Source organism: Streptomyces sp. NPDC046465 (genome assembly GCF_040646035.1).
Lineage (GTDB): Bacteria > Actinomycetota > Actinomycetes > Streptomycetales > Streptomycetaceae > Streptomyces.
This window is the reverse complement of sequence record NZ_JBEYZK010000010.1, coordinates 144,789-164,484: the sequence shown is the minus strand read 5'-3', so window position 1 is coordinate 164,484 and position 19,696 is coordinate 144,789. Positions and strand designations below refer to the sequence as shown.

Sequence of the window (19,696 nt, the reverse complement as noted above, 5' to 3'; positions counted from 1 at the left end):
GTGGGGGGATCACGCCGAGGACGGATCACGTCATGCCTCGTCCCATGCCACGTCCGACCACCGCACAGATCACCTACGGTGCGGTCACCGTCGTCTTCTCGACCCTCGCGATGCTGCTGCTCTCCCAGACCGGTACGGGAGTCGGCATCGCGGTGATAGCCCTGGCCGCGCTCGGCCTCGGCTTACTGGTCGCCATGACGGTGCCGTTGCCCAAACAGCCCGCGGCGCCTGCCGCCCGCCCCCTGCCCGCGGCCGCCTCGACGGAGGACCACGCCGAGGCCCGCGCCGAGGACCGTGCCGAGGCGCGCGTCCCCTCGCCGCGCCCCGTGCTCGCCGACTCGGTACGCGAACCAGCGGGCCCGTGAGTCACGAGCCCGCCGGATGAGGGTGCCGCCGCCGCAACCGGGCGCCACCTGCCCCGGGTGACCGGGGAGTTCAGCACGGTTCAGACGGATCAGACGCTGACCACCACCGTTTTGGCCGCCTTGTCGTGCAGGCCCTGCTTGTAGGGCTTGTCGAAGAAGCTCCAGCCGCCGCAGATGGCTGTCCAGATACAGGCGCAGCAGAACGCGAACGGCAGCCAGAGCACGGCCGCGCGGGCGAGCGCGGTCTGCATGCTGGGCGTGGCCCCGTCGTTGAGGTTCGCGACCCGCAGCCCCAGCCACTTCTTGCCGAGCGTCTGCCCGGTCTTGGCGACCATGAAGGTGTCGTACGCGATGTAGAGCACGGCGGCCAGCAGGGACTGGCCGAACGACTTGCCCGTGTTCACATTGTCCGGGTCGATGTCGTACTCCGCGGTCCCGAACGCCCACGACAGCAGTGCGACGACGATGCCCACCAGGACCATGTCGATGATGCGGGCGAGCACCCGCTTGCCGCTGTCGGCGAGCGGGGGCATTCCGGCGAGGGGATCCTGCCCGTTGTGGCCACCGGGTCCACCGCCGTACGGGTCGCCGCCGTAGGGCGGCGGCGGGGTTCCGTAAGGCGAGCCACCCCCGGGCGGCGGCGTCCCGTAGGGCGCGCCACCGCCCGGTGGCGGGGTGTCGTACGGGGAGCCGCCACCCTCCGGGGGCTGCTGCGGCGGCTGTTTCTTGAACGGGTCGTCGTCCGGGGGCGGGTATTGCGGCGGTTCGGTGCTCATGGCCCGAGTCGACCGCGACGGCCCCCGCTCCGCATCCGGCGAGCGGCTGACCGGGTTACCCGGCCGTCATCCCGCGACGAAGGTGCCCGCCGCCTTGTCGTGCCAGCACTGGCGCCACGGCCGGTCGAACACGCACCACAGCACGCCCACGACCCCGATCACCAGCAGCCCCGGCACGCTGTACACCAGCCAGCGCCGCAGCGCCGCCCCGAACGTCGGGCTCTCGTGCTCCTCGATGTCCCGCACCTCGATGCCGCACACCTTCTTGCCGAGGGTGCGGCCCCATTTGGCGGTGGGCAGCGCTTCGTAGACGACGCCGAAGAGCAGCAGGACGGCGAGGATGATGCCGAGGTAACCGGCGGTGGTGCCGTCGAGCAGCCAGACCGTGGTCTTCTCACCGGCGAGCTTCGCCGCGTCGATCTTGCTGTCGACGTGGTCGGCGGCCTTGGTGCCGAGCGGCAGCGCGACGGCGCCGGTGACGGCGGCGAGGGCGACGGTGTCGATGAGGCGGGCCGCCAAGCGCCTGCCGAGTCCGGCGGGGCGGGCGGCGGCCTGGTTCCGGACGAGCGCGGCGAACGGGTCCTCGGCGACCGGCTTCCACGGCAGGACGGGCTCTCCCTCGCCCTGTTGCGGGACGGCGGCAGGTCCCGGTGCGGGTGCGGGTGCGGGCTGGGCGAGCTGGTGCACCTGCTGGGCCCAGGAGGGCGAGCCGCCGCCGGGTCCTGAGGTGACGGGGCCGGGGATGCCGCTCTGCTGCGGGGCCTGCGGTTGCGGCTGGGGCTGCGGCTGCTGCTGCTGCTGCGGTACGGAGGGTTCGGCGGCGGCAGCCGTTCGGGCGCCGCGCTGCGCGGACTTCGGGCGGATCGCGCGGATCGACATGGTGCCGTCGGTGCCGGGCGAGGCGGCGGGCCGCACCGGCCCCGTCGGCCGACGGAACGTCACCGTGCCCTCGCCCGCGGCGGGCTTGGCCGAGCCCGGCTCGACGGCGCGGATGGTGACCGTGCCGGGGTTGCTCTCGTCGTGCGGGGGTTCGGGGGTACGGGGGCCATCGGGGGCTTCCGTGCGGGGTGCCGCCTCGCCGGGCACGCGCGGATCGGGCTGGCCCGGGTGGCCCGGCTGGCCCGGTTGGCCCGGGTGGCCCCAGGACACCTGCCGCTCCTGCTCGCCGCCGAGACCGGCCTGCCGTCCCGCGTCGGCTCCCCACGCGGATGCGGGCTCGGGCCGCGCGCCGTGCTGCCCGGCCGGATCGGGGTAACCGGCCGGATCGGCGTGGCCGGTCGGGTCTGCCTGCGGTTCCTCGTCGAAGAAGTGCGGACCCGTCTCCTCCACGGCGGGCGGCAACGCCCCCGGGTCGGCACCCGGGTCGGCGCCCGCGCCGGGCGGGGCCGGGAGCGGCTCGCCGTCGGACGGCGCGGGACGACTCGTACCGGGCACCCAGGCGGCACCGTTCCAGTACCGGACATATCCGGGAATGGACGGGTCGGGGTAGTAGCCTTCGCGCGGCCGGTCGTCGCCTGGGGCCGGAGTTGGGGCGCTCATGTCCGTCGTCCCGTATCTGCTCGGGGGTCTTCTGGGGCCTACACATCTATCAGACCTCCGTGTCCCACCGGGCGGGTCCCGCCCTACGGACCACTTTCCGGGCACGGTCCCCACACATCCCCCGCGTCGTCCACGCCCCGTCACGCCCCGTGCGGACACTTCGGGGACGCCGTCCGGAGAAAAGTTTTCCGAACCCGCGTAATGGAGCGGGGATCTCGCGCTCTCCACTCGTACGGGTCCGCTCCCAGGGCCCCTACAGGGATTGGAAGGGCATCGACATGCACTCCGTGGTGGAACGAGAACTCGAACTCAAACTCGTCCTCTCGCCGGAACGGGCCATCCCCGTCCCGGCCCGCCTCAGCTACCGCACCGACGATCCGTACGCCGTCCACATCGCCTTCCACGTCGGATCCGAGCACCCCGTGAACTGGACGTTCGCCCGCGAGCTCCTGGTGGAGGGGGTGTTCAGGCCGTGCGGCCACGGGGACGTGCGGGTGTGGCCGACGAAGGTGGAGGGCCGCAGCGTCGTCCTGATGGCGCTGAGCTCGCCGGACGGCGACGCCCTCCTTGAGGCGCCGTCCGCCGCCGTGTCCGCGTGGCTCGAGCGAACGCTGCGGGTGGTCCCTCCGGGTTCTGAGGCCGAGCGGCTCGGTATCGACGACGGCCTCGCCGAGCTGCTCGCGCCCGCCTCGGGCCGCTCCGACGAGCTGTGGCTGCGCGACCCGTGGCCCTCGGACGAGTCCAAGGACGGTGAGTGAGCTCCGCCGCCACGGGGGCGAACGCGGAGCGCGATCAGAACAGCCAGAGCAGTCAGAACAGCCAGACCAGCCATAACAGTCAGAACCGTCAGAACAGCTTGCCCGGGTTGAGGAGGGCGTGCGGGTCGAAGGCGGCCTTGATGGCCTGCTGCATCTCCACGCCGACCGGCCCGAGCTCGCGCGCCAGCCACTCCTTCTTCAGGATTCCGACGCCGTGCTCGCCGGTGATGGTGCCGCCGAGCTCCAGACCAAGCGCCATGATCTCGTCGAAGGACTCGCGGGCGCGCCTGCTCTCGTCGGGGTCTGCCGCGTCGAAGCAGACGGTCGGATGCGTATTGCCGTCGCCCGCGTGCGCGCAGACCCCGATGGTCAGGCCGTACTTCTCGGCGATGCGCTCGACGCCGTCGAGCATGTCCGCGAGGTTCGAGCGTGGCACGCACACGTCGTCGATCATCGTGCTGCCCTTGACGGCTTCGAGCGCGCTGAGCGACAACCGCCGCGCCTGGAGCAGGAGTTCCGACTCGGCGGCGTCCTCGGCCGGGACGACCTCGGTGGCCCCGGCGGCCTCGCAGAGCGCGCCGACGGCGGCGAGGTCGGAGACGGGGTCGGCGGTGTCGAAGGCGGCGAGCAGCAGCGCCTCCGTGGTCTCGGGCAGGCCCATGTTCGCGAGGTCGTTGACGGCCTTCACCGTCGTACGGTCCATCAGTTCGAGGAGCGAGGGGACGTGGCCGCCCTCCATGATCCTGCAGACCGCGTCACACGCGGCCTGCGTCGAGGGGAACTCGGCGGCGAGGACCAGCTGTCGGGGCGGCTCGGGCTTGAGCGCGAGGACGGCGCGGACGACGATGCCGAGGCTGCCCTCGGAGCCGACGAAGAGCCGGGTGAGGTCGTACCCCGCGACACCCTTGGCGGTGCGGCGTCCGGTGCTCATGAGCCGCCCGTCGGCGAGGACGACGTCGAGGCCGAGGACGTACTCGGCGGTCACCCCGTACTTCACGCAGCACAGGCCCCCGGCGGCGGTGCCGATGTTCCCGCCGATGGTGCACATCTCCCAACTGGAGGGATCCGGCGGGTAGTAGAGGCCGTGTTCGCCGACCGCGCGGGAGAGCGCGGCGTTGACGACGCCCGGTTCGACGACCGCGATGCGGTCGACGGGGCTGATCTCCAGGATGCGGTCCATCTTCACGAGGGACAGGACGACGCAGCCCTCGCTCGCGTTCGCGCCGCCGGACAGGCCGGTGCGGGCGCCCTGCGGAACCACCGGGACGCGCAGTTCGGTGGCGGTCCGCATGACGTGCTGGACCTGTTCGACGGTGCGCGGCAGGACCACCACGGCCGGTGCGCCCGCGTCGCAGAAGCTCGCCATGTCGTGCGCGTACGCGGAGGTGACGTCCGGGTCGGCGAGGACCGCCTCGGCCGGGAGACCCTCCAGGAGGAGTTCGATCAGGGTGCGGCTCATGATCACAGCCTTGCACCCGGGGCCATCGGTGTGAACCCGTGTGCGACGCCCTTCCACATGCCGGGATGTGCTCTTCGTATTGACGCACAGTGAACGCCATGAAGCCTTCGGTGAAGCGTGTGCTCGTCGCCTCTGTCGCGGGGAGCGTGGTGCTCGGCGGCGTGTTCGTGCTGCTGCCCCCGGACGGGAAGGACGCGGCGCCGCCCGCCCTCGGGCCCGCCGGGCGGGCGATGGCGGCCGTCGGGGCGGGTACGCCCGCCGCGCTGCCCGATCTGGCGGTGCTCATCGGCGAGCGCGAGGCGCATCTGCGGGCGCACCCCGGCGACGACCAGTCCTGGGCGGTGCTCGGCTCGGCATATGTGGCGCGGGGTGTGCGCACGTCCGACGTCGCGAACTTCCCGAAGGCCGAGACGGCGCTGAACACCTCGCTCCGGACGAAGCCCGAGAAGAACCCGGAGGCCCTGACGGGGCTCGCCACACTCGCCAACGCGCGCCGCGACTTCCGTGCCGCCAAGAAGTGGGGCGAGCAGGCGGCGGAGCAGGCGCCGAAGCGGTGGACGTCGTACCCCGCGCTGATCGACGCGTACACCGGGCTCGGTGACGCGAAGGGTGTCAGCAAGGCCCTGGAATCCTTGCAGGAGCTGGGCTCCGGCCTTGCCGTGCGGAGCCGGGCCGGGCAGGTCTACCGCAGCCGCGGCTGGCGCGAGAACGCGGGCGTCGAGCTGGCCGACGCGGCGGCGCTCGCCGAGTCCCCGGCGGAGAAGGCGGCCTGCCTGCACCGTGTGGCGGAGCTCGCGTGGGAGCGGGGCGAACCCGCGGAGGCGCTGCGCTTCGACGACGCGGCGCTCGCCGCCGACGCCGACCACCACCCCGCGATGGCGGGCCGGGGCCGCGCCCTGGCCTCCCTCGGCCGCTACTCGGAGGCGTTGCAGGCCTACCGCTCGGCGAGCACCAGGCAGCCGCTGCCCGAGTACGACCTCGAACTGGGCGAGCTGTACGCGGCGTTGAAGCTGAAGCCTGCCGCGCGGGCACAGTACGAGGCGCTGCGGGTGCACGTGAAGCAGGAGGAGGCGGGCGGCGTCAACAACGAGCGGCTCCTGGGCCTGTTCGAGGCGGACCACGGCGACGCGGACGCGGCGGTGAAGCGGCTCACCGCGGAGTACAAGCGGCACGGCAGTCCGGAGACGGCGGACGCGCTGGGCTGGGCGCTGCACCGGTCGGGGGAGAGCAAGAAGGGCCTGAAGCTGGTCACGAAGGCGATGGACAAGGGGCCGCGCAGCCCGCTGATCGCCTTCCACCGGGGCCAGATCGAGCGGGAGCTGGGCTGGGAGGGCGCCGCGCGCCGCCACCTGGGCGAGGCGCTGCGGATCAACCCGTTCTTCTCACCCCTCGGCGTGCCCGCGGCGAAGGCGGCGCTGGAGGAGCTGGGCGAGCCGTCGGAGGGCGGGCCCGAGGAGGTGTACGCGCCGAGTCCGGCAGCGCAGGGTCCGCAGGCGCTCACGCCCCGGCGGACGGCGCCGCGCGGGACGTCGCCTCGGGGCCAGTCGCCCCGGACGCAGCAGCCCCGGACGCAGCAGCCCCGGACCCAGTCGCCCCGCGGGACCTCCCCGCGGCAGACAGCGCCGCGTGGGTCATCGTCGCGCGGGTCATCTTCGCGCGGCGTCTGAGTCCGGGCCGACCACCGAGTCCGGTGCGGGCGGCGGGCCCCACGGGGCTTCGAGCGCCGCGCGCAGGGCGTCGACCGAGGCGCCGCCGATGCGCTCGGCGAGCCGCTGCTCCATCCGTGCCAGGACGGCCCCGGCGGCACCGTGGGCGCGCTCGCCCTCCCCGGTGCGCCGGATGAGGCGTTGCCGGGCGGAAGCGGGGTCGGGGACCTGTGCAAGGAGCCCGGCGCCGACGAGGCCGTGCACGGCCTGGTGCGCGGTCTGGCGGGTCACGCCCATGCGGCGGGCCAGCTCGGAGACGGTGGTGCCCTCGTCGTCGAGGACGGCGAAGAGCTGGACCTGTGTCGGGGAGACAGGGGTGGCCCCGGCGGCCTCCATGGCGGCGAGGAGCCCCTCCTCGAACCAGCGGCGGGCTTCACCCAGGAGTTGGGGGAGGTTGCGGTGGACAGGCTTCTCGGTCATTAATGTCAGGGTACCTGACATTAATGGAGGACCCCCATGACCATCGAGTACGCCACCCGCTACCGCCGCGCCTCCCGCATCCCCCCGGAGCCCGGCAAGCCCTACTTCATCGAGAAGGGCGAGGGCGACCGCGCCCACCTCTTCGGCGACCTCATCACCGTCTACGCGGGCGGCGAGCAGACCGAGAACACCTTCAACTTCTTCACCGTCGAGGGCCCCAAGGGCGACCTCATACCGGCCCACGTGCACGCCGACACCCACGAGGTCTTCTACGTCACCCAGGGGGCGGTCCGCCTCTTCGTCGAGGACACCGAGGGCGTACAGCAGGAGAAGCTGCTCACCCCCGGCGACTTCGGCTTCGTACCCAAGAACTGTCGGCACGCGTACCGCATGGAGCGCCACCACAGCCAGGTCGTCGGCGTCGCGGCGGGCCCCGGCGCCACCTTCGAGCGGTTCTTCGAGACCCTCGGCGCGCCCACCGAGCAGCACGGCCTGCCGCACCGGCCACTGATCCCCGAGCCCCACACGTTCGGAAGCGTCCCCGAGCAGTTCGACGTGAGCTTTTTGCCGGACCACGAGTGGCGGACACGGTAAGGGCTGTCGGCGACAAGGGCTGTCGGCGACAAGGGCTGCCCGGAGAGCACTAACCCGCGGAACGCGAAATCGCCGGACAGGGGGGAGCCTGTCCGGCGACTGGTCATGGAGCCTGTCCGGCGATTGAGGACGAGCTGGGCGCAGCCCGCGATGGCCTCCGCTTAAAGATTCCCTCGCTTCTCCTGCTCCCGCTCGATCGCCTCGAACAGCGCCTTGAAGTTCCCCTTGCCGAACCCCATCGACCCGTGCCGCTCGATCATCTCGAAGAACACGGTCGGCCGGTCCTGCACCGGCTTGGTGAAGATCTGCAGCAGGTAGCCGTCCTCGTCGCGGTCGACGAGGATCTTCAGCTCGCGCAGGGTGTCCACGGGGACGCGGGTCTCACCGGCCCACTCGCCGAGCGTGTCGTAGTACGAGTCGGGCGTGTCCAGGAACTGGACGCCCGACGCGCGCATCGTCCGCACCGTCTGGACGATGTCGTTCGTGGCGAGCGCGATGTGCTGGACGCCCGCGCCGCCGTAGAACTCCAGGTACTCGTCGATCTGCGACTTCTTCTTGGCGATGGCGGGCTCGTTGATCGGGAACTTGACCTTGAGCGTCCCGTCGGCCACCACCTTCGACATCAGCGCGCTGTACTCGGTCGCGATGTCGTCGCCCACGAACTCCTTCATGTTCGTGAAGCCCATGACCTTGTTGTAGAAGCCGACCCACTCGTTCATCTTGCCGAGCTCGACGTTGCCCACGCAGTGGTCGATGGCCTGGAAGGTGCGCTTGGCCGGCGGCTCGACGATCGGGTTCGCGGCCTCGAAACCGGGCAGATACGGCCCGTTGTAGTCGGTGCGCTGCACCAGCGTGTGGCGGGTCTTGCCGTACGTGGCGATGGCGGCGAGAACGACCGTGCCGTTGTCGTCCTTGACCTCGTACGGCTCCGTGATCCCACGGGCCCCGTTCTTGACGGCATAGGCGTACGCGGCGCGCGCGTCCGGGACCTCGATGGCGAGGTCGACGACGCCGTCGCCGTGCTCGGCCACATGGGAGGTGAGGAAGTGGCCCCAGTCCGTGGAGGGCTTGATGACGGAGGTGAAGACGAAGCGCGCTCCGCCGTTCGTGAGCACGTAACTCGCGGTCTCGCGGCTGCCGTTCTCCGGTCCGGAGTAGGCGACCAGCTTCATGCCGAAGGCGGTGGAGTAGTAGTGCGCGGCCTGCTTGGCGTTGCCCACGGCGAAGACGACCGCGTCCATTCCCTTGACCGGGAAGGGGTCGGCCTCGCGCGCGGTGTCCGGGGTGGTGTGGGTGGTGGTCTCAGTCATGGCTTGAGGCTCCCGCCGAACCACAAGGTGCGCAATAGTTCGCGTTTTCAGTGGTCAATCTGCACAGTGAGTGGCCAGTATGAGCGGGCTATCTGTACATCATGACCATCACGGAGGCGTCATGTCGATCGATCATCTGGACGGCCGGCTCATCGTGCTCCTGGCGCGTGAGCCCCGTATCGGGGTTCTTGAGGCGTCGCGCAGGCTCGGCGTCGCGCGCGGCACGGTGCAGGCGCGGATGGACCGGCTTCAGTCCAATGGAGTCATCCGGGGCTTCGGCCCGGAGGTCGATCCCGCGGCCCTCGGCTATCCCGTGACGGCGTTCGCGACGCTGGAGATCAAACAGGGCCAGGGGGCCGATGTACGAGCGCATTTGGCGACCGTCGCCGAGGTGCTCGAACTACATACCATCACCGGCCACGGCGATATGCTCTGCCGCCTCGTGGCCCGGTCCAACGCGGATCTCCAACGGGTGATCGACCGGGTCGTCGGCTTTGATGGCATCGTCCGGGCTTCCACGGCGATCGTCATGGAAAACCCCGTTCCGCTGCGGATCATCCCGCTGGTGGAGCAGGCGTCCGAAGACCCCTGAGTCACCGACCCGAGTCACCGACCTTGTGAGTACCTTCGGAAAGGCGAGGTGAGCACTTCAGTGAATTTCTGGGACTACCTCGGCAACCGCCACCAGCAACTGCTGACGGACGCGTACCAGCACGCGAGCGCCGTCTTCCAGTGCATGGTCGTCGCCACCTTCATCGGCGTATTGATCGGCGTCCTCACGTACCGCAGCGAATGGGCGGGCAATCTCGCCACGACCGTCACGTCCACCATCCTCACCGTGCCGTCCCTGGCCATGATCGGCCTGCTGATCCCGATCGTCGGGCTCGGCGTCGCGCCGACCGTCATCGCCCTGACCCTGTACGGGCTGCTTCCGATCGTGCGCAACGCCATCGTCGGCCTGCGCGGCGTCGACCCCTCGCTCATCGACGCGGCGAAGGGCATCGGGATGTCGCGGCTCGCCCGGCTCTTCCGGGTGGAGCTGCCCATCGCCTGGCCGCCGATCCTGACCGGCATCCGCGTCTCCACGCAGATGCTGATGGGCATCGCGGCCATCGCCGCATACGCGTCCGGCCCCGGACTCGGCAACGAGATCTTCCGTGGCATCGGCTCGCTCGGCTCCAAGAACGCGCTCAACCAGGTGCTCGCGGGCACGCTCGGGATCATCGTCCTCGCGCTGCTCTTCGACGCCGCCTACGTCCTGATCGGACGGCTGACCATTTCGAGGGGGATCCGTGCCTGACACCACCGCCAGCGAGAACGCGCCGAACGGCGGCGCGACAGCCCAGGGAGCGACGGTCGCGGGCGCGACAGCCAAAGGCGCGACAGCCGGAAGCGCCACAGCCGGGCGGGCCGCCGCCGCCTCCGTCACCGCCTCCGGGGCGACCATCGAGCTGGAGAACCTGACCAAGCGCTACGCGGGCAGCAGCGACCCCGCCGTGGACAGCGTGAACATGGAGATCAAGGCAGGCGAGATCGTGATCCTCGTGGGGCCGTCCGGCTGCGGCAAGTCGACCACCCTGAAGATGATCAACCGGCTCATCGAGCCGACCAGCGGCCGCATCCGTATCGACGGCGAGGACGTCACCGACATCGACCCGGTGAAGCTGCGCCGCAAGGTCGGTTACGCGATCCAGTCCTCCGGGCTCTTCCCGCACATGACCGTCGCCCAGAACATCGCCCTCGTCCCGAAGATGGTCGGCTGGGGCAAGTCGAAGATCAAGTCGCGGGTCGAGGAGATGCTCGACCTGGTCGGGCTCGACCCGGCCGAGTTCCACCACCGCTACCCGCGCCAGCTCTCCGGCGGCCAGCAGCAACGCGTGGGCGTGGCACGCGCGTTGGCGGCCGACCCGCCCGTCCTCCTCATGGACGAGCCGTTCGGCGCGGTCGACCCGATCACCCGCGACCACCTCCAGGACGAGCTGATCCGGCTCCAGCACGAGCTGCACAAGACCATCGTCTTCGTCACGCACGACTTCGACGAGGCCATCAAGCTCGGCGACCGCATCGCCGTGCTCCGGGAGCGCTCGCACATCGCGCAGTTCGACACCCCGGAGGCCATCCTCACCAACCCGGCCGACGACTTCGTCTCCGGCTTCGTCGGCGCGGGCGCGGCCCTCAAGCGCCTCAACCTCACCCGCGTACGGGATGTGGAGATCGCCGACATCCCGACGGTGACCGTCGACGACCCGCTGCAGGACATCTTCGACAAGCTGCGCGGCAGCGGCACCAACGAACTGCTCCTGCTCGACAAGCGCCGCCGCCCCTACAAGTGGCTGCGGCGCGGCGACCTGATGCGCGCCAAGGGTTCGCTGGCCCGCGCGGGCACCCTCGTCCACGACACCGTGACCCGCGACGCCACCCTGCGCGACGCGCTCGAAGCCGTCCTCACCGACAACGCGGGCCGGGTCGCGGTCACCGGGCGGCGCGGCGAGTACACGGGCGTCGTCGACATGGAGACGCTGATGAACTCCGTCCACGAGATGCTTGAGGCCGACCGGCTCGAAGCGGTGGAGCACCAGCACGATCTCGAGGAGCAGCGGTCCCGGCTGACCCATCACGAGCAGGAGGGCTACGGCGGGGAGGCGCAGGCGTGACAGGCACCGCCGGGGGCACGCCCCGGATCCCGGACCACAAGCCGTCCCCCAAGGAAACCCAGCGCCCCGAGGGCGAGCACGAGGTCAAGGGCCTCGCTTTCCGCGACGAAGGAGAGGCTGAGCTCGAAGCTCCTCCCACGGTGTTCGCCGCCAAGCAGCCGCGCAAGGTCACCTGGCAGAAACTGACCTTCCTGCCCGCCGTCCTCGCGGTGGTCCTGCTGGCCACGTGGTGGTGGTTCGAGCAGGCCGACCTCGACTCGATCTCGAAGAACGCGCTGGCGGACGGGAACGTCTGGCTCAGGCTGCGCCAGCACATCCAGCTCACGGCGATCTCGACGTTCTTCGTCCTCATCATCGCCATCCCGCTCGGCATCCTGCTGACCCGCAAGAAGCTGCGCAAAGGCGCCCCGGTCGCGATGGCCCTGGCCAACATCGGCCAGGCGACCCCCGCGATCGGCCTCCTCGCGCTCCTGGTGATCTGGCTCGGCATCGGCGAGAAGGCCGCACTGATCGGCATCATCATCTACGCCGTCCTGCCGGTCCTCTCCAACACCATCGCGGGCCTGAAGGCGAACGACCCGACGCTCCTGGAAGCGGCCCGGGGCATCGGCATGTCGCCGCTCGGCGTCCTCGGCAAGGTCGAACTCCCGCTGGCCGTACCCCTGATCCTCGCGGGCGTGCGCACGGCCCTCGTCCTCAACGTCGGCACGGCGACCCTCGCCACGTTCGGCGGGGGCGGCGGCCTCGGCGACCTGATCACGACGGGCATGACCAACCAGCGCATGCCGGTCCTCATGCTCGGCTCGATCCTGACGATCGCCCTTGCCCTGCTCGTCGACTGGCTGGCCTCGCTGGCCGAACTGTTCCTGCGTCCGCGCGGGTTGGAGGTGAGCTCATGAGGACCGGCCGGATCAGCCTGCGCACGACCCTCGTGGCCGTCCTCGGCGGCTCGCTGCTCGCCGGGTGCGGGCTCACCAGCGGCAGCCCGATGGTGGACGACGTCAAGCCCGGCTCCATCGGCAAGGGCCTGCCCCTGAAAGGTGCCGATCTCACCGTCACGTCAAAGGAGTTCACCGAGCAGCTGATCCTCGGCGCCATCATGGGCATCGCGTTCCAGGCGGCCGGCGCGGATGTGCTCGACCGCACCGGCATCCAGGGTTCGATCGGCGCGCGCGAGGCCGTCAAGGGCGGTGACGCGGACGCCATGTACGAGTACACGGGCACCGCCTGGATCACGTACCAGGGCAACAGCAAGCCGATCACCGACCCGCAGAAGCAGTGGCAGGCGGTGCGTGAGGCGGACCTGAAGAACGGGGTCACCTGGCTGGCCCCGGCCGCGCTCAACAACACGTACGCGCTGGCCATGAACGAGAAGAACGCGGCGAAGTACAAGACCAAGACGCTCTCGGACGTGGCCGCCCTCTCCAAGTCCGATCCGAAGGCCGTATCGCTGTGCGTGGAGAGCGAGTTCGCCTCCCGGGACGACGGTCTTCCGGGCATGCAGAAGGCGTACGGGATGAAGGTCCCCTCGTCGAGCATCACCAAGATGGACACCGGGATCATCTACACACAGGCGTCCAAGGGTTCGTGCACGTACGGCGAGGTCTTCACGACCGACGGCCGCATCAAGGCGATGAACCTGACGACGATGGACGACGACAAGCACTTCTTCCCCAACTACAACGCGGCCCCGGAGATCAACAGCAAGTCCCTCGAGAAGCACCCGGAGATGGCGGAGATCCTGGACCCCATCACGAAGAAGCTGAACAACAAGGTGGCGCGGGACCTCAACTCCAAGGTGGACGTGGAGGGCCAGGACCCGCACGAGGTCGCCAAGGAGTGGCTGATCGAGGAGGGCTTCGTCAAGGAGTAGCCCGGCTCTCCTTCAACAGTTACAAAGGCTCCGTTGCAAAGAAACCGTTGCAACGGAGCCTTTGCATGTCTACGGTGGGGGCATGAAGGAACAGCCGCAGCCCCCTGAGGTTCGTACGCTCGACGCCCGTTCCCTGCGAGGGCTCGCCCACCCGCTCCGAATGCGGTTGATGGCCTCGCTGCGGCTCGACGGGCCCTCGACCGCGTCCCAACTCGCCGCGCGCCTGGGGGAGTCCAGCGGATCCACCAGCTACCACCTCCGCCAGCTCGCGACGCACGGCTTCGTCGAGGACGATCCGGACCACGGCAAGGGCCGCGAGCGTTGGTGGCGCTCCACCCATCAGGGCACGCACTTCAGCGAGACGCTACGGCACGACCCGGACCCGGTGGTCCGAGGGGCCGCCAACCTGTACCTGCACGAGCACGCCATGTTCCACACCGAGGAACTCACCACGTATCTCGGCACACTGAACGAGTGGTCGGAGGAATGGACCGAGAGTGCGGACCTGAGCGACTTCACCCTGCGCCTCACGCCCGAACTCACCGCCGAGCTGCATCAGAAGATGCACGCCCTCGTCGAGAGCTACCGCGAGCGAGCCGTGGACGAGGACACCCCGGGGTCCGCCCAAGTACGCCTGCACACCCACCTCTTCCCGACCCGACCGACCGAGTAGGAGACCCCAGGCCATGCACTCCGACATCCACCTGGTCCTGCACAACGCCCGCGCGGCGGAGTTACACCGAGCCGCCCCCGCCCAAGGACCCCGGCCAAGACTCCGTACTCAACTGGGCTGGAGCCTCGTCGAGTTGGGCCTCCGTCTCATCAACAGCTCGGGACCTTCCCGCCCTTACCCAGGGCCCGCAGTGAGTCGACCGTTCCCTTCAGTGTCGTGATCGGCACCAGGCGCAGGCCCTTCGGCAGCTCCGCCTGAGCGTCCGAGCACTCGTCCTCGGGGACCAGGAAGACGGTCGCGCCGTCGCGCCGCGCGGCCTGCGTCTTCAGGGCCACACCGCCGACCGGGCCGACCTTGCCGTCGGCCTCGATCGTGCCGGTTCCCGCGAGCTTGCGGCCACCCGTGAGGTCGCCGCCGCTGCCGTCGCCGTCCAGCTTGTCGATGATGCCGAGCGAGAGGAAGAGCCCCGCGCTGGGCCCGCCGATCTTGCCGAGGTCGGCCTTGACCTTCACCTTGTCGGTGCCGTCGACACCGTTCGCCTTCAGATACCTCAGCGCCGCGTCCGTGGCCTCGTCCTGCGACTTCTTCATGTCGCCGAGGTTGTGCTTCTCGACTTCCTTCACGTCGTCGCCGACGGGGTAGACGGAGTCCTTGGGCATGACCGCACGGTCCGTACGGAACCAGCCGTCGACGACGTCGCTGAGGTAGTTGTCCATCTGCGGCCCCGTCGCGACGATCGTCGTCATGCGCAGCTCACCGCTCGTCTTGCGCGTGGGCACGCCGGAGACCGTGAGGACCGGCTTGCCCTCGTGCTCCCCGAGCACGTCCGCCGTGCTGCCGGGCTGCGCCACGGCGAACGGCAGCGGCGCGAGCGCGGTGACGGCGAGCAGCGCCACGACGGGGAGGGCGCAGACGGCGAGGGCCTGGGGGCGCGTAAACCGAGAGAACGAGAACACGGGATCAATCTACGTGAGGGTAGGCGGATCAAGCCCGTCCGGCGTTTGAGGACGAGCTCGGCGCAGCCGGCGACAGACCGAGCCCCGTGCGACCGGATGCCCGCGCGGCCTCAGCGCAACGCGTCGGCGACTTCCCGCGCCGCGTCCACCACCCGCGGCCCCACCCTCTCCGGCACCGAGTCCGCCAGCATCACCACACCCACGCTGCCCTCGAGCCCGGTCACCCCGACCAACGGGGCAGCCGCGCCGCTCGCGCCCGCCTCCAGCTCGCCGTGGGTGAGCGCGTAGCCGGGGTCGGTGATCAGGCTCTGGCGGGCGGCGAGTATCGCGCGGCCCGCGGCGCCCCGGTCCAGCGCGTGGCGGAAGCCGGTGCGGTAGGCGACGTGGTAATCCGTCCAGGTGGGCTCGACGACCGCGACCGCGAGGGCCTCCGTGCCGTCGACGAGCGTGAGGTGTGCCGTCGCCCCTATGTCCTCGGCGAGCGAGCGCAACGCGGGCAGCGCGGCCTCGCGCACCAGCGGATGCACCTGGCGGCCGAGCCTGAGCACGCCGAGACCGACGCGGGCGCGGCCGCCCAGGTCCCGTCGTACGAGGGCGTGCTGTTCGAGTGTGGCGAGCAGGCGGTAGACCACGGTGCGGTTCACCCCGAGCTTGGTGGACAGCTCGGTGACGGTGAGTCCATGGTCGGTGTCGGCCAGCAGCTTGAGGACACGCAGTCCTCGGTCGAGCGTCTGGGAAGTCTCCGCGGTCACGACGCCCACTCCTTAGGTGAGGGTCGGCGGCCCCCCTACGCGGCGGTTGCGTCGCCGGTCCCGTGGGCGACGCGCGTCAGAGGCCGCCGGTCGGAACACCGGCTGCGCTCCGCGGCGGCGCTGCCACGGGGCGTGTGCTTTGCGGGGACATTAGCGAGGCCGTCCCGCTCAGCGGAAGACTTCGTCCAGAATCCGGGCACCGGGGCGCCCCTAGCGCCCCCCATTGCCCCGTTACGCGGCGGCCGCCCGGGAGGCCCCGCACACCACCTCCGCACACGACCTCCCCACTCGGAACCCCCGGCTCCCTACTCGAACGTCACTTCATGCGGGTGGCCCACTCCTGGACCTTCTCGATGCGCTGGCGCAGCTGCCCCGCCGTGGCCTCCGCGCTCGGCGGCCCCCCGCATGTGCGCCGCAACTCGGTGTGGATCACGCCGTGCGGCTTCCCGCTCTGATGCACGTACGCGCCGACCATCGTGTTGAGCTGCTTCCGCAGCCCGAGGAGTTCCTTGTGCGAGACGACAGGGCGACGCTCGGCGGGCAGCTCAAGCAGGTCCGCCTCGTCGTCCGGCTTCTTCTTGCTGTGCGCGATCTGCCGGGCCTGCCGCTTCTGGAGCAGCATCTGCACCTGGTCGGGTTCGAGGAGCCCGGGGATGCCCAGGTAGTCCTGCTCCTCCTCGCTCCCCGGGTGCGCCTGCATGCCGAACTCGGCGCCGTCGAAAAGGACCCGGTCGAAGACGGCCTCGGACTCCAGCGCCTCGAAGGAGAACTGTTCCTGTTCGCCGGTGTCTTCGTCCTGCTCCTTGTTGGCCTCGTCCATCTCGGCCTCGGACTCGGCGTAGGGGTCCTCCTCGCCCTCCTTCTTCGGCTTGTCGAGGACGTGGTCGCGCTCGACCTCCATCTCGTTGGCGAAGGTGAGGAGGTCGGGGACGGTCGGCAGGAAGACGGAGGCGGTCTCGCCGCGCCGCCTGGACCGTACGAAGCGGCCGACGGCCTGCGCGAAGAAGAGCGGCGTGGAGATCGTGGTCGCGTACACGCCCACGGCCAGGCGCGGCACGTCGACGCCTTCCGACACCATGCGCACGGCGACCATCCACCGGTCGGTGCTCGCGGCGAAGTCGTCGATGCGGTTGGAGGCGCCGGTGTCGTCGGAGAGGACGACGGTGGCCTTGCTGCCCGTGATCTCGCGGATCAGCTTGGCGTAGGCGCGCGCGGAGTCCTGGTCGGAGGCGATGACGAGGCCCCCCGCGTCGGGGATGGCCTTCCTGACCTCGCTGAGCCGCTTGTCGGCGGCCTTCAGGACGTTCGGCATCCACTCGCCGCGCGCGTCGAGGGCGGTGCGCCACGCCTGCGAGACGGCGTCCTTGGTCATGGGCTCGCCGAGCCGCGCGGCGATCTCGTCGCCCGCCTTCGTGCGCCAGCGCATGTTGCCGGAGTACGAGAGGAAGATGACGGGCCGCACGACGCCGTCGCCGAGCGCGCTGCCGTATCCGTAGGTGTAGTCGGCGGAGGATCGCCGGATGCCGTCGTTCCCCTCCTCGTACTGCACGAAGGGGATCGGGTTCGTGTCGGACCGGAACGGCGTACCGGTGAGCGCGAGACGGCGGGTGGCGGGCTCGAACGCTTCGAGGCACGCCTCACCCCAGGACTTGCTGTCCCCCGCGTGGTGGATCTCGTCGAGGATGACGAGGGTCTTGCGCTGCTCGGAGCGGTTGCGGTGCAGCATCGGCCGTACGCCGACGCCCGCGTAGGTCACGGCGACGCCGTGGTACTCCTTGCTGAGCGGTCCCGCGCTGTACTCGGGGTCCAGTTTGATGCCTATACGGGCGGCTGCCTCGGCCCACTGCTTCTTCAGGTGCTCGGTGGGCGCGACCACGGTGACCTGCTGGACGACGTGGTGGTGCAGCAGCCAGGACGCGAGCGTGAGCGCGAACGTCGTCTTGCCGGCGCCGGGGGTGGCGACGGCGAGGAAATCTCGCGGCTGCTCCTGGATGTACCGGTCCATCGCACCCTGCTGCCAGGCACGCAGCTTGTTGGCGGTGCCCCATGGCGCACGCCCGGGGAACGCGGGCGAGAGGTGATGGGAGGAGTTGGCGGCGGCGCTGGTGGTAGTCACGGTCTCCGGGTTCGCGGGTCGGCGGCACGTATGACAACCGGGCCACCTTACCGGTGATGCGTTGACGTTCCACCGAGGGCGAGGCGGCGCGGGAGGCCGGTGCGACGGGTCTCACACCGGGTGTGCGGTCTCTCGCGGCCCGACGTGCCGGGCTCCCGCCCGGACGCGGGGCCCACCCGCCGGTGGCACGACTCAGCCGGAGGTGTCGGGGCGTACGTCCGTCAGCACGACCGCAGTCACCTCTGCCGCCTCCGGCACCTCCCCCACCCCCGGCTCGTCCATCACGGACACCTCCGGAACCGGTCCGCCGTGCAGCCGCGTCCCCACCCACGCCCCGACCAGGGCGACCGCGGCCATCGGCAGGAAGACGGCGACGAAGGCCGCCGGATGCGAGCCCGAGGCCTCCCCCGCCCCATGGGCGGCACCCACCGTGCCGCCGCCGAGCGCGGCGAACGCGGCGCCGCCCGCCGCGAGCAGGACGACGTTCGAGAGTCCGTCGGAGATCTGTAGCGCGGCCGAGTTGGACCCCGCGTCGGCGGGCGCGGAGAGCCGGAGCAGCAGCACGCTCGTCGAGGCGATGACCATGCCCATCCCGAAGCACCCGAAGCCCCACGCGACGCCCACGACCCACACGGGCACGGCCTCGATGAGGACGGTCGGCGCGGCGAGTATGGCCGCCGCGACGAGCACCATCCCGGAGGCGACGAGCTTCGACCGGTAGGGCTCCATGCGGGGCCGCGACTGGACGTAAGAGCCGAGCGCCCAGGTCGCCCCGCCCACCGCCAGCGAAAGACCGGCCATCGTGGGGCTCAGCCCGCGCTGGGTGACCAGCATCAGCGGTACGAAGGACTCGGCCGCGATGAACGACCCCGCCGCGACACCGCGCAGCAGCACGACGGACGGCAGCCCTCGCACGGCCCGGTACGTCCCCTTGGGCAGCAGCCCGAGCACCGCCGGAACGAGGACGGCTCCGCCGACGGCAGCGGGCAGCAGCGAGAGCCACCGCAGGTCCTGGCCCGCGTACTGGAGGAGCCCCGCCCCCAGCGAGATCCCCAGCGCCAGCCGGATGCGCCGCCGGTCGAACGCGGCGACGGGCGCGTCCGGGACCACCGGCCCCGACGCCGTCCGCCGTATCGCGGGCAGCGCGAGAGCGAGCGGCGCGGCCACGAGGACGGGGATGCCGACGAAGACCCAGCGCCAGCCGAGGTGTTCGGTGACCGTCCCGGCGATCAGCGGCCCCACCACGGACGGCACGACCCAGCTCGCCGCGAACGCCGCCATGATCGACGCCCGCAGGTGCTCGGGGTAGGCCCGGCTGACGATCACATACAGCCCGACGATGACCAGGCCACCGCCGAGCCCCTGCACGGCCCGCCCCGCGATGAACACCCACATCGACCCGGCGGTCCCGCTGAGCAGCAGCCCCGCCGCGAACAACGAGATCCCGGTGGCGACCGGCCCCAGCGGTCCCCGCCGGTCGGCCCACTGCCCGCTGAGCACCATGCCGAAGAGGCTGGTCGTGAAGTACCCGGAGAACGCGAAGGCGTACAGCGACACGCCGTCCAGCTCGCGCGCGGCCACGGGCATCGCCGTCCCGACGGCGGTCGCCTCGAAGGCGATCAGCAGCACGACGGAGACGATGCCGGTGCTCAGGGCGCGGTAGGGCTTGCGCAGGACGCCGTCGGTGTCATCGTCAGTCATGCACGCCAGAGTAAGAGGCGTGCGCCCGTTTTACCCCTGTCCAG

The 19,696-nt window shown here is 70.7% G+C and carries 20 protein-coding genes; 11 read left to right on the top strand and 9 right to left on the bottom strand.

Going from position 1 to position 19,696, the window contains the following annotated elements; translation table 11 throughout:
- Positions 1-44: 44 nt before the first annotated feature.
- On the top strand, positions 45-365 hold the full coding sequence (locus tag ABZ953_RS17495; RefSeq protein WP_361723936.1) for a hypothetical protein: 321 nt from the start codon (positions 45-47) through the stop codon (positions 363-365).
- A gap of 89 nt (positions 366-454) precedes the next feature.
- On the opposite strand, the gene ABZ953_RS17490 is transcribed toward ABZ953_RS17495, so the two are convergent.
- Both ABZ953_RS17490 and ABZ953_RS17485 read right to left on the bottom strand, forming a co-directional pair.
- Positions 455-1,141: an RDD family protein gene (locus ABZ953_RS17490; protein WP_361723933.1), complete on the bottom strand. Its 687-nt coding sequence runs from the start codon at positions 1,139-1,141 to the stop codon at positions 455-457.
- 66 nt (positions 1,142-1,207) lie between these two features.
- Positions 1,208-2,680: an RDD family protein gene (locus tag ABZ953_RS17485; RefSeq protein ID WP_361723930.1), complete on the bottom strand. Its 1,473-nt coding sequence runs from the start codon at positions 2,678-2,680 to the stop codon at positions 1,208-1,210.
- A gap of 278 nt (positions 2,681-2,958) precedes the next feature.
- Here ABZ953_RS17485 and ABZ953_RS17480 point away from each other — a divergent pair, with 278 nt between their 5' ends.
- Positions 2,959-3,438, top strand: a complete 480-nt coding sequence (locus ABZ953_RS17480) for an SsgA family sporulation/cell division regulator (protein ID WP_361723928.1) — start codon at positions 2,959-2,961, stop codon at positions 3,436-3,438.
- Between the two features lie 88 nt (positions 3,439-3,526).
- Here the strand turns inward: ABZ953_RS17480 and ABZ953_RS17475 are convergent, their stop codons facing one another.
- Positions 3,527-4,897 (bottom strand): FAD-linked oxidase C-terminal domain-containing protein, encoded by a 1,371-nt coding sequence (locus tag ABZ953_RS17475; protein ID WP_361723925.1) that lies wholly within the window; start codon positions 4,895-4,897, stop codon positions 3,527-3,529.
- Positions 4,898-4,995: 98 nt separating this feature from the next.
- Between ABZ953_RS17475 and ABZ953_RS17470 the strand changes: the two genes are divergently transcribed.
- On the top strand, positions 4,996-6,564 hold the full coding sequence (locus ABZ953_RS17470) for a hypothetical protein (RefSeq protein WP_361723922.1): 1,569 nt from the start codon (positions 4,996-4,998) through the stop codon (positions 6,562-6,564).
- On the opposite strand, the gene ABZ953_RS17465 is transcribed toward ABZ953_RS17470, so the two are convergent.
- Positions 6,544-7,023 carry a MarR family winged helix-turn-helix transcriptional regulator gene (locus ABZ953_RS17465; RefSeq protein WP_361723919.1) on the bottom strand — a complete coding sequence of 160 codons (480 nt, stop codon included), beginning with the start codon at positions 7,021-7,023 and terminating at the stop codon, positions 6,544-6,546. The two genes, ABZ953_RS17470 and ABZ953_RS17465, sit on opposite strands and share 21 nt — an antisense overlap.
- Before the next feature lie 36 nt (positions 7,024-7,059).
- Here ABZ953_RS17465 and ABZ953_RS17460 point away from each other — a divergent pair, with 36 nt between their 5' ends.
- A complete protein-coding gene (locus ABZ953_RS17460) occupies positions 7,060-7,617 on the top strand; it encodes a quercetin 2,3-dioxygenase (RefSeq protein WP_361723917.1) in 558 nt (185 codons plus the stop codon).
- Positions 7,618-7,778: 161 nt separating this feature from the next.
- Here the strand turns inward: ABZ953_RS17460 and hppD are convergent, their stop codons facing one another.
- Entirely contained in the window at positions 7,779-8,927 is a 1,149-nt protein-coding gene (gene hppD / locus ABZ953_RS17455) for a 4-hydroxyphenylpyruvate dioxygenase (protein WP_361723914.1), read from the bottom strand.
- A gap of 121 nt (positions 8,928-9,048) precedes the next feature.
- On the opposite strand from hppD, the gene ABZ953_RS17450 reads away from it, so the two are divergent.
- The 7 genes from ABZ953_RS17450 to ABZ953_RS17420 all read left to right on the top strand — a co-directional run bounded on the left by ABZ953_RS17450 (position 9,049) and on the right by ABZ953_RS17420 (position 14,347).
- Positions 9,049-9,519: an Lrp/AsnC family transcriptional regulator gene (locus ABZ953_RS17450; RefSeq protein ID WP_361723912.1), complete on the top strand. Its 471-nt coding sequence runs from the start codon at positions 9,049-9,051 to the stop codon at positions 9,517-9,519.
- A gap of 60 nt (positions 9,520-9,579) precedes the next feature.
- Positions 9,580-10,227 (top strand): ABC transporter permease, encoded by a 648-nt coding sequence (locus tag ABZ953_RS17445; protein ID WP_361724347.1) that lies wholly within the window; start codon positions 9,580-9,582, stop codon positions 10,225-10,227.
- Positions 10,228-10,372: 145 nt separating this feature from the next.
- On the top strand, positions 10,373-11,581 hold the full coding sequence (locus ABZ953_RS17440; protein ID WP_361724344.1) for a betaine/proline/choline family ABC transporter ATP-binding protein: 1,209 nt from the start codon (positions 10,373-10,375) through the stop codon (positions 11,579-11,581).
- The gene (locus ABZ953_RS17435; RefSeq protein ID WP_361723909.1) at positions 11,578-12,480 is read left to right on the top strand and encodes an ABC transporter permease; all 903 of its coding nucleotides are present in this window, start codon (positions 11,578-11,580) and stop codon (positions 12,478-12,480) included. Before ABZ953_RS17440 ends, ABZ953_RS17435 begins: the two co-directional genes overlap by 4 nt.
- Positions 12,477-13,454 (top strand): glycine betaine ABC transporter substrate-binding protein, encoded by a 978-nt coding sequence (locus tag ABZ953_RS17430; protein ID WP_361723906.1) that lies wholly within the window; start codon positions 12,477-12,479, stop codon positions 13,452-13,454. The genes ABZ953_RS17435 and ABZ953_RS17430 overlap by 4 nt, the downstream gene beginning before the upstream one ends.
- 82 nt (positions 13,455-13,536) lie before the next feature.
- Positions 13,537-14,127 (top strand): helix-turn-helix domain-containing protein, encoded by a 591-nt coding sequence (locus ABZ953_RS17425; RefSeq protein ID WP_361723903.1) that lies wholly within the window; start codon positions 13,537-13,539, stop codon positions 14,125-14,127.
- 13 nt (positions 14,128-14,140) lie between these two features.
- Positions 14,141-14,347 carry a hypothetical protein gene (locus ABZ953_RS17420; RefSeq protein ID WP_361723900.1) on the top strand — a complete coding sequence of 69 codons (207 nt, stop codon included), beginning with the start codon at positions 14,141-14,143 and terminating at the stop codon, positions 14,345-14,347.
- On the opposite strand, the gene ABZ953_RS17415 is transcribed toward ABZ953_RS17420, so the two are convergent.
- From ABZ953_RS17415 to ABZ953_RS17400, 4 genes are all read right to left on the bottom strand, one after another.
- Positions 14,277-15,083 carry a S16 family serine protease gene (locus tag ABZ953_RS17415; RefSeq protein ID WP_361723897.1) on the bottom strand — a complete coding sequence of 269 codons (807 nt, stop codon included), beginning with the start codon at positions 15,081-15,083 and terminating at the stop codon, positions 14,277-14,279. The two genes, ABZ953_RS17420 and ABZ953_RS17415, sit on opposite strands and share 71 nt — an antisense overlap.
- 110 nt (positions 15,084-15,193) lie before the next feature.
- On the bottom strand, positions 15,194-15,835 hold the full coding sequence (locus ABZ953_RS17410) for a helix-turn-helix domain-containing protein (RefSeq protein WP_361723894.1): 642 nt from the start codon (positions 15,833-15,835) through the stop codon (positions 15,194-15,196).
- A gap of 316 nt (positions 15,836-16,151) precedes the next feature.
- Positions 16,152-17,951 carry a DEAD/DEAH box helicase gene (locus ABZ953_RS17405; RefSeq protein ID WP_361723891.1) on the bottom strand — a complete coding sequence of 600 codons (1,800 nt, stop codon included), beginning with the start codon at positions 17,949-17,951 and terminating at the stop codon, positions 16,152-16,154.
- 192 nt (positions 17,952-18,143) lie between these two features.
- A complete protein-coding gene (locus tag ABZ953_RS17400) occupies positions 18,144-19,652 on the bottom strand; it encodes an MFS transporter (RefSeq protein WP_361723888.1) in 1,509 nt (502 codons plus the stop codon).
- Positions 19,653-19,696 lie beyond the last annotated feature (44 nt).

Coding starts and splice junctions, on each gene's coding strand:
- ABZ953_RS17480 (WP_361723928.1), top strand. CDS start 2,959: ATGCACTCCGTGGTGGAACGAGAACTCGAACTCAAACTCGTCCTCTCG.
- ABZ953_RS17460 (WP_361723917.1), top strand. CDS start 7,060: ATGACCATCGAGTACGCCACCCGCTACCGCCGCGCCTCCCGCATCCCC.
- ABZ953_RS17420 (WP_361723900.1), top strand. CDS start 14,141: ATGCACTCCGACATCCACCTGGTCCTGCACAACGCCCGCGCGGCGGAG.
- ABZ953_RS17430 (WP_361723906.1), top strand. CDS start 12,477: ATGAGGACCGGCCGGATCAGCCTGCGCACGACCCTCGTGGCCGTCCTC.
- ABZ953_RS17400 (WP_361723888.1), bottom strand. CDS start 19,652: ATGACTGACGATGACACCGACGGCGTCCTGCGCAAGCCCTACCGCGCC.
- ABZ953_RS17450 (WP_361723912.1), top strand. CDS start 9,049: ATGTCGATCGATCATCTGGACGGCCGGCTCATCGTGCTCCTGGCGCGT.
- ABZ953_RS17485 (WP_361723930.1), bottom strand. CDS start 2,680: ATGAGCGCCCCAACTCCGGCCCCAGGCGACGACCGGCCGCGCGAAGGC.
- ABZ953_RS17495 (WP_361723936.1), top strand. CDS start 45: ATGCCACGTCCGACCACCGCACAGATCACCTACGGTGCGGTCACCGTC.
- ABZ953_RS17465 (WP_361723919.1), bottom strand. CDS start 7,023: ATGACCGAGAAGCCTGTCCACCGCAACCTCCCCCAACTCCTGGGTGAA.
- hppD (WP_361723914.1), bottom strand. CDS start 8,927: ATGACTGAGACCACCACCCACACCACCCCGGACACCGCGCGCGAGGCC.
- ABZ953_RS17470 (WP_361723922.1), top strand. CDS start 4,996: ATGAAGCCTTCGGTGAAGCGTGTGCTCGTCGCCTCTGTCGCGGGGAGC.
- ABZ953_RS17490 (WP_361723933.1), bottom strand. CDS start 1,141: ATGAGCACCGAACCGCCGCAATACCCGCCCCCGGACGACGACCCGTTC.
- ABZ953_RS17425 (WP_361723903.1), top strand. CDS start 13,537: ATGAAGGAACAGCCGCAGCCCCCTGAGGTTCGTACGCTCGACGCCCGT.
- ABZ953_RS17475 (WP_361723925.1), bottom strand. CDS start 4,897: ATGAGCCGCACCCTGATCGAACTCCTCCTGGAGGGTCTCCCGGCCGAG.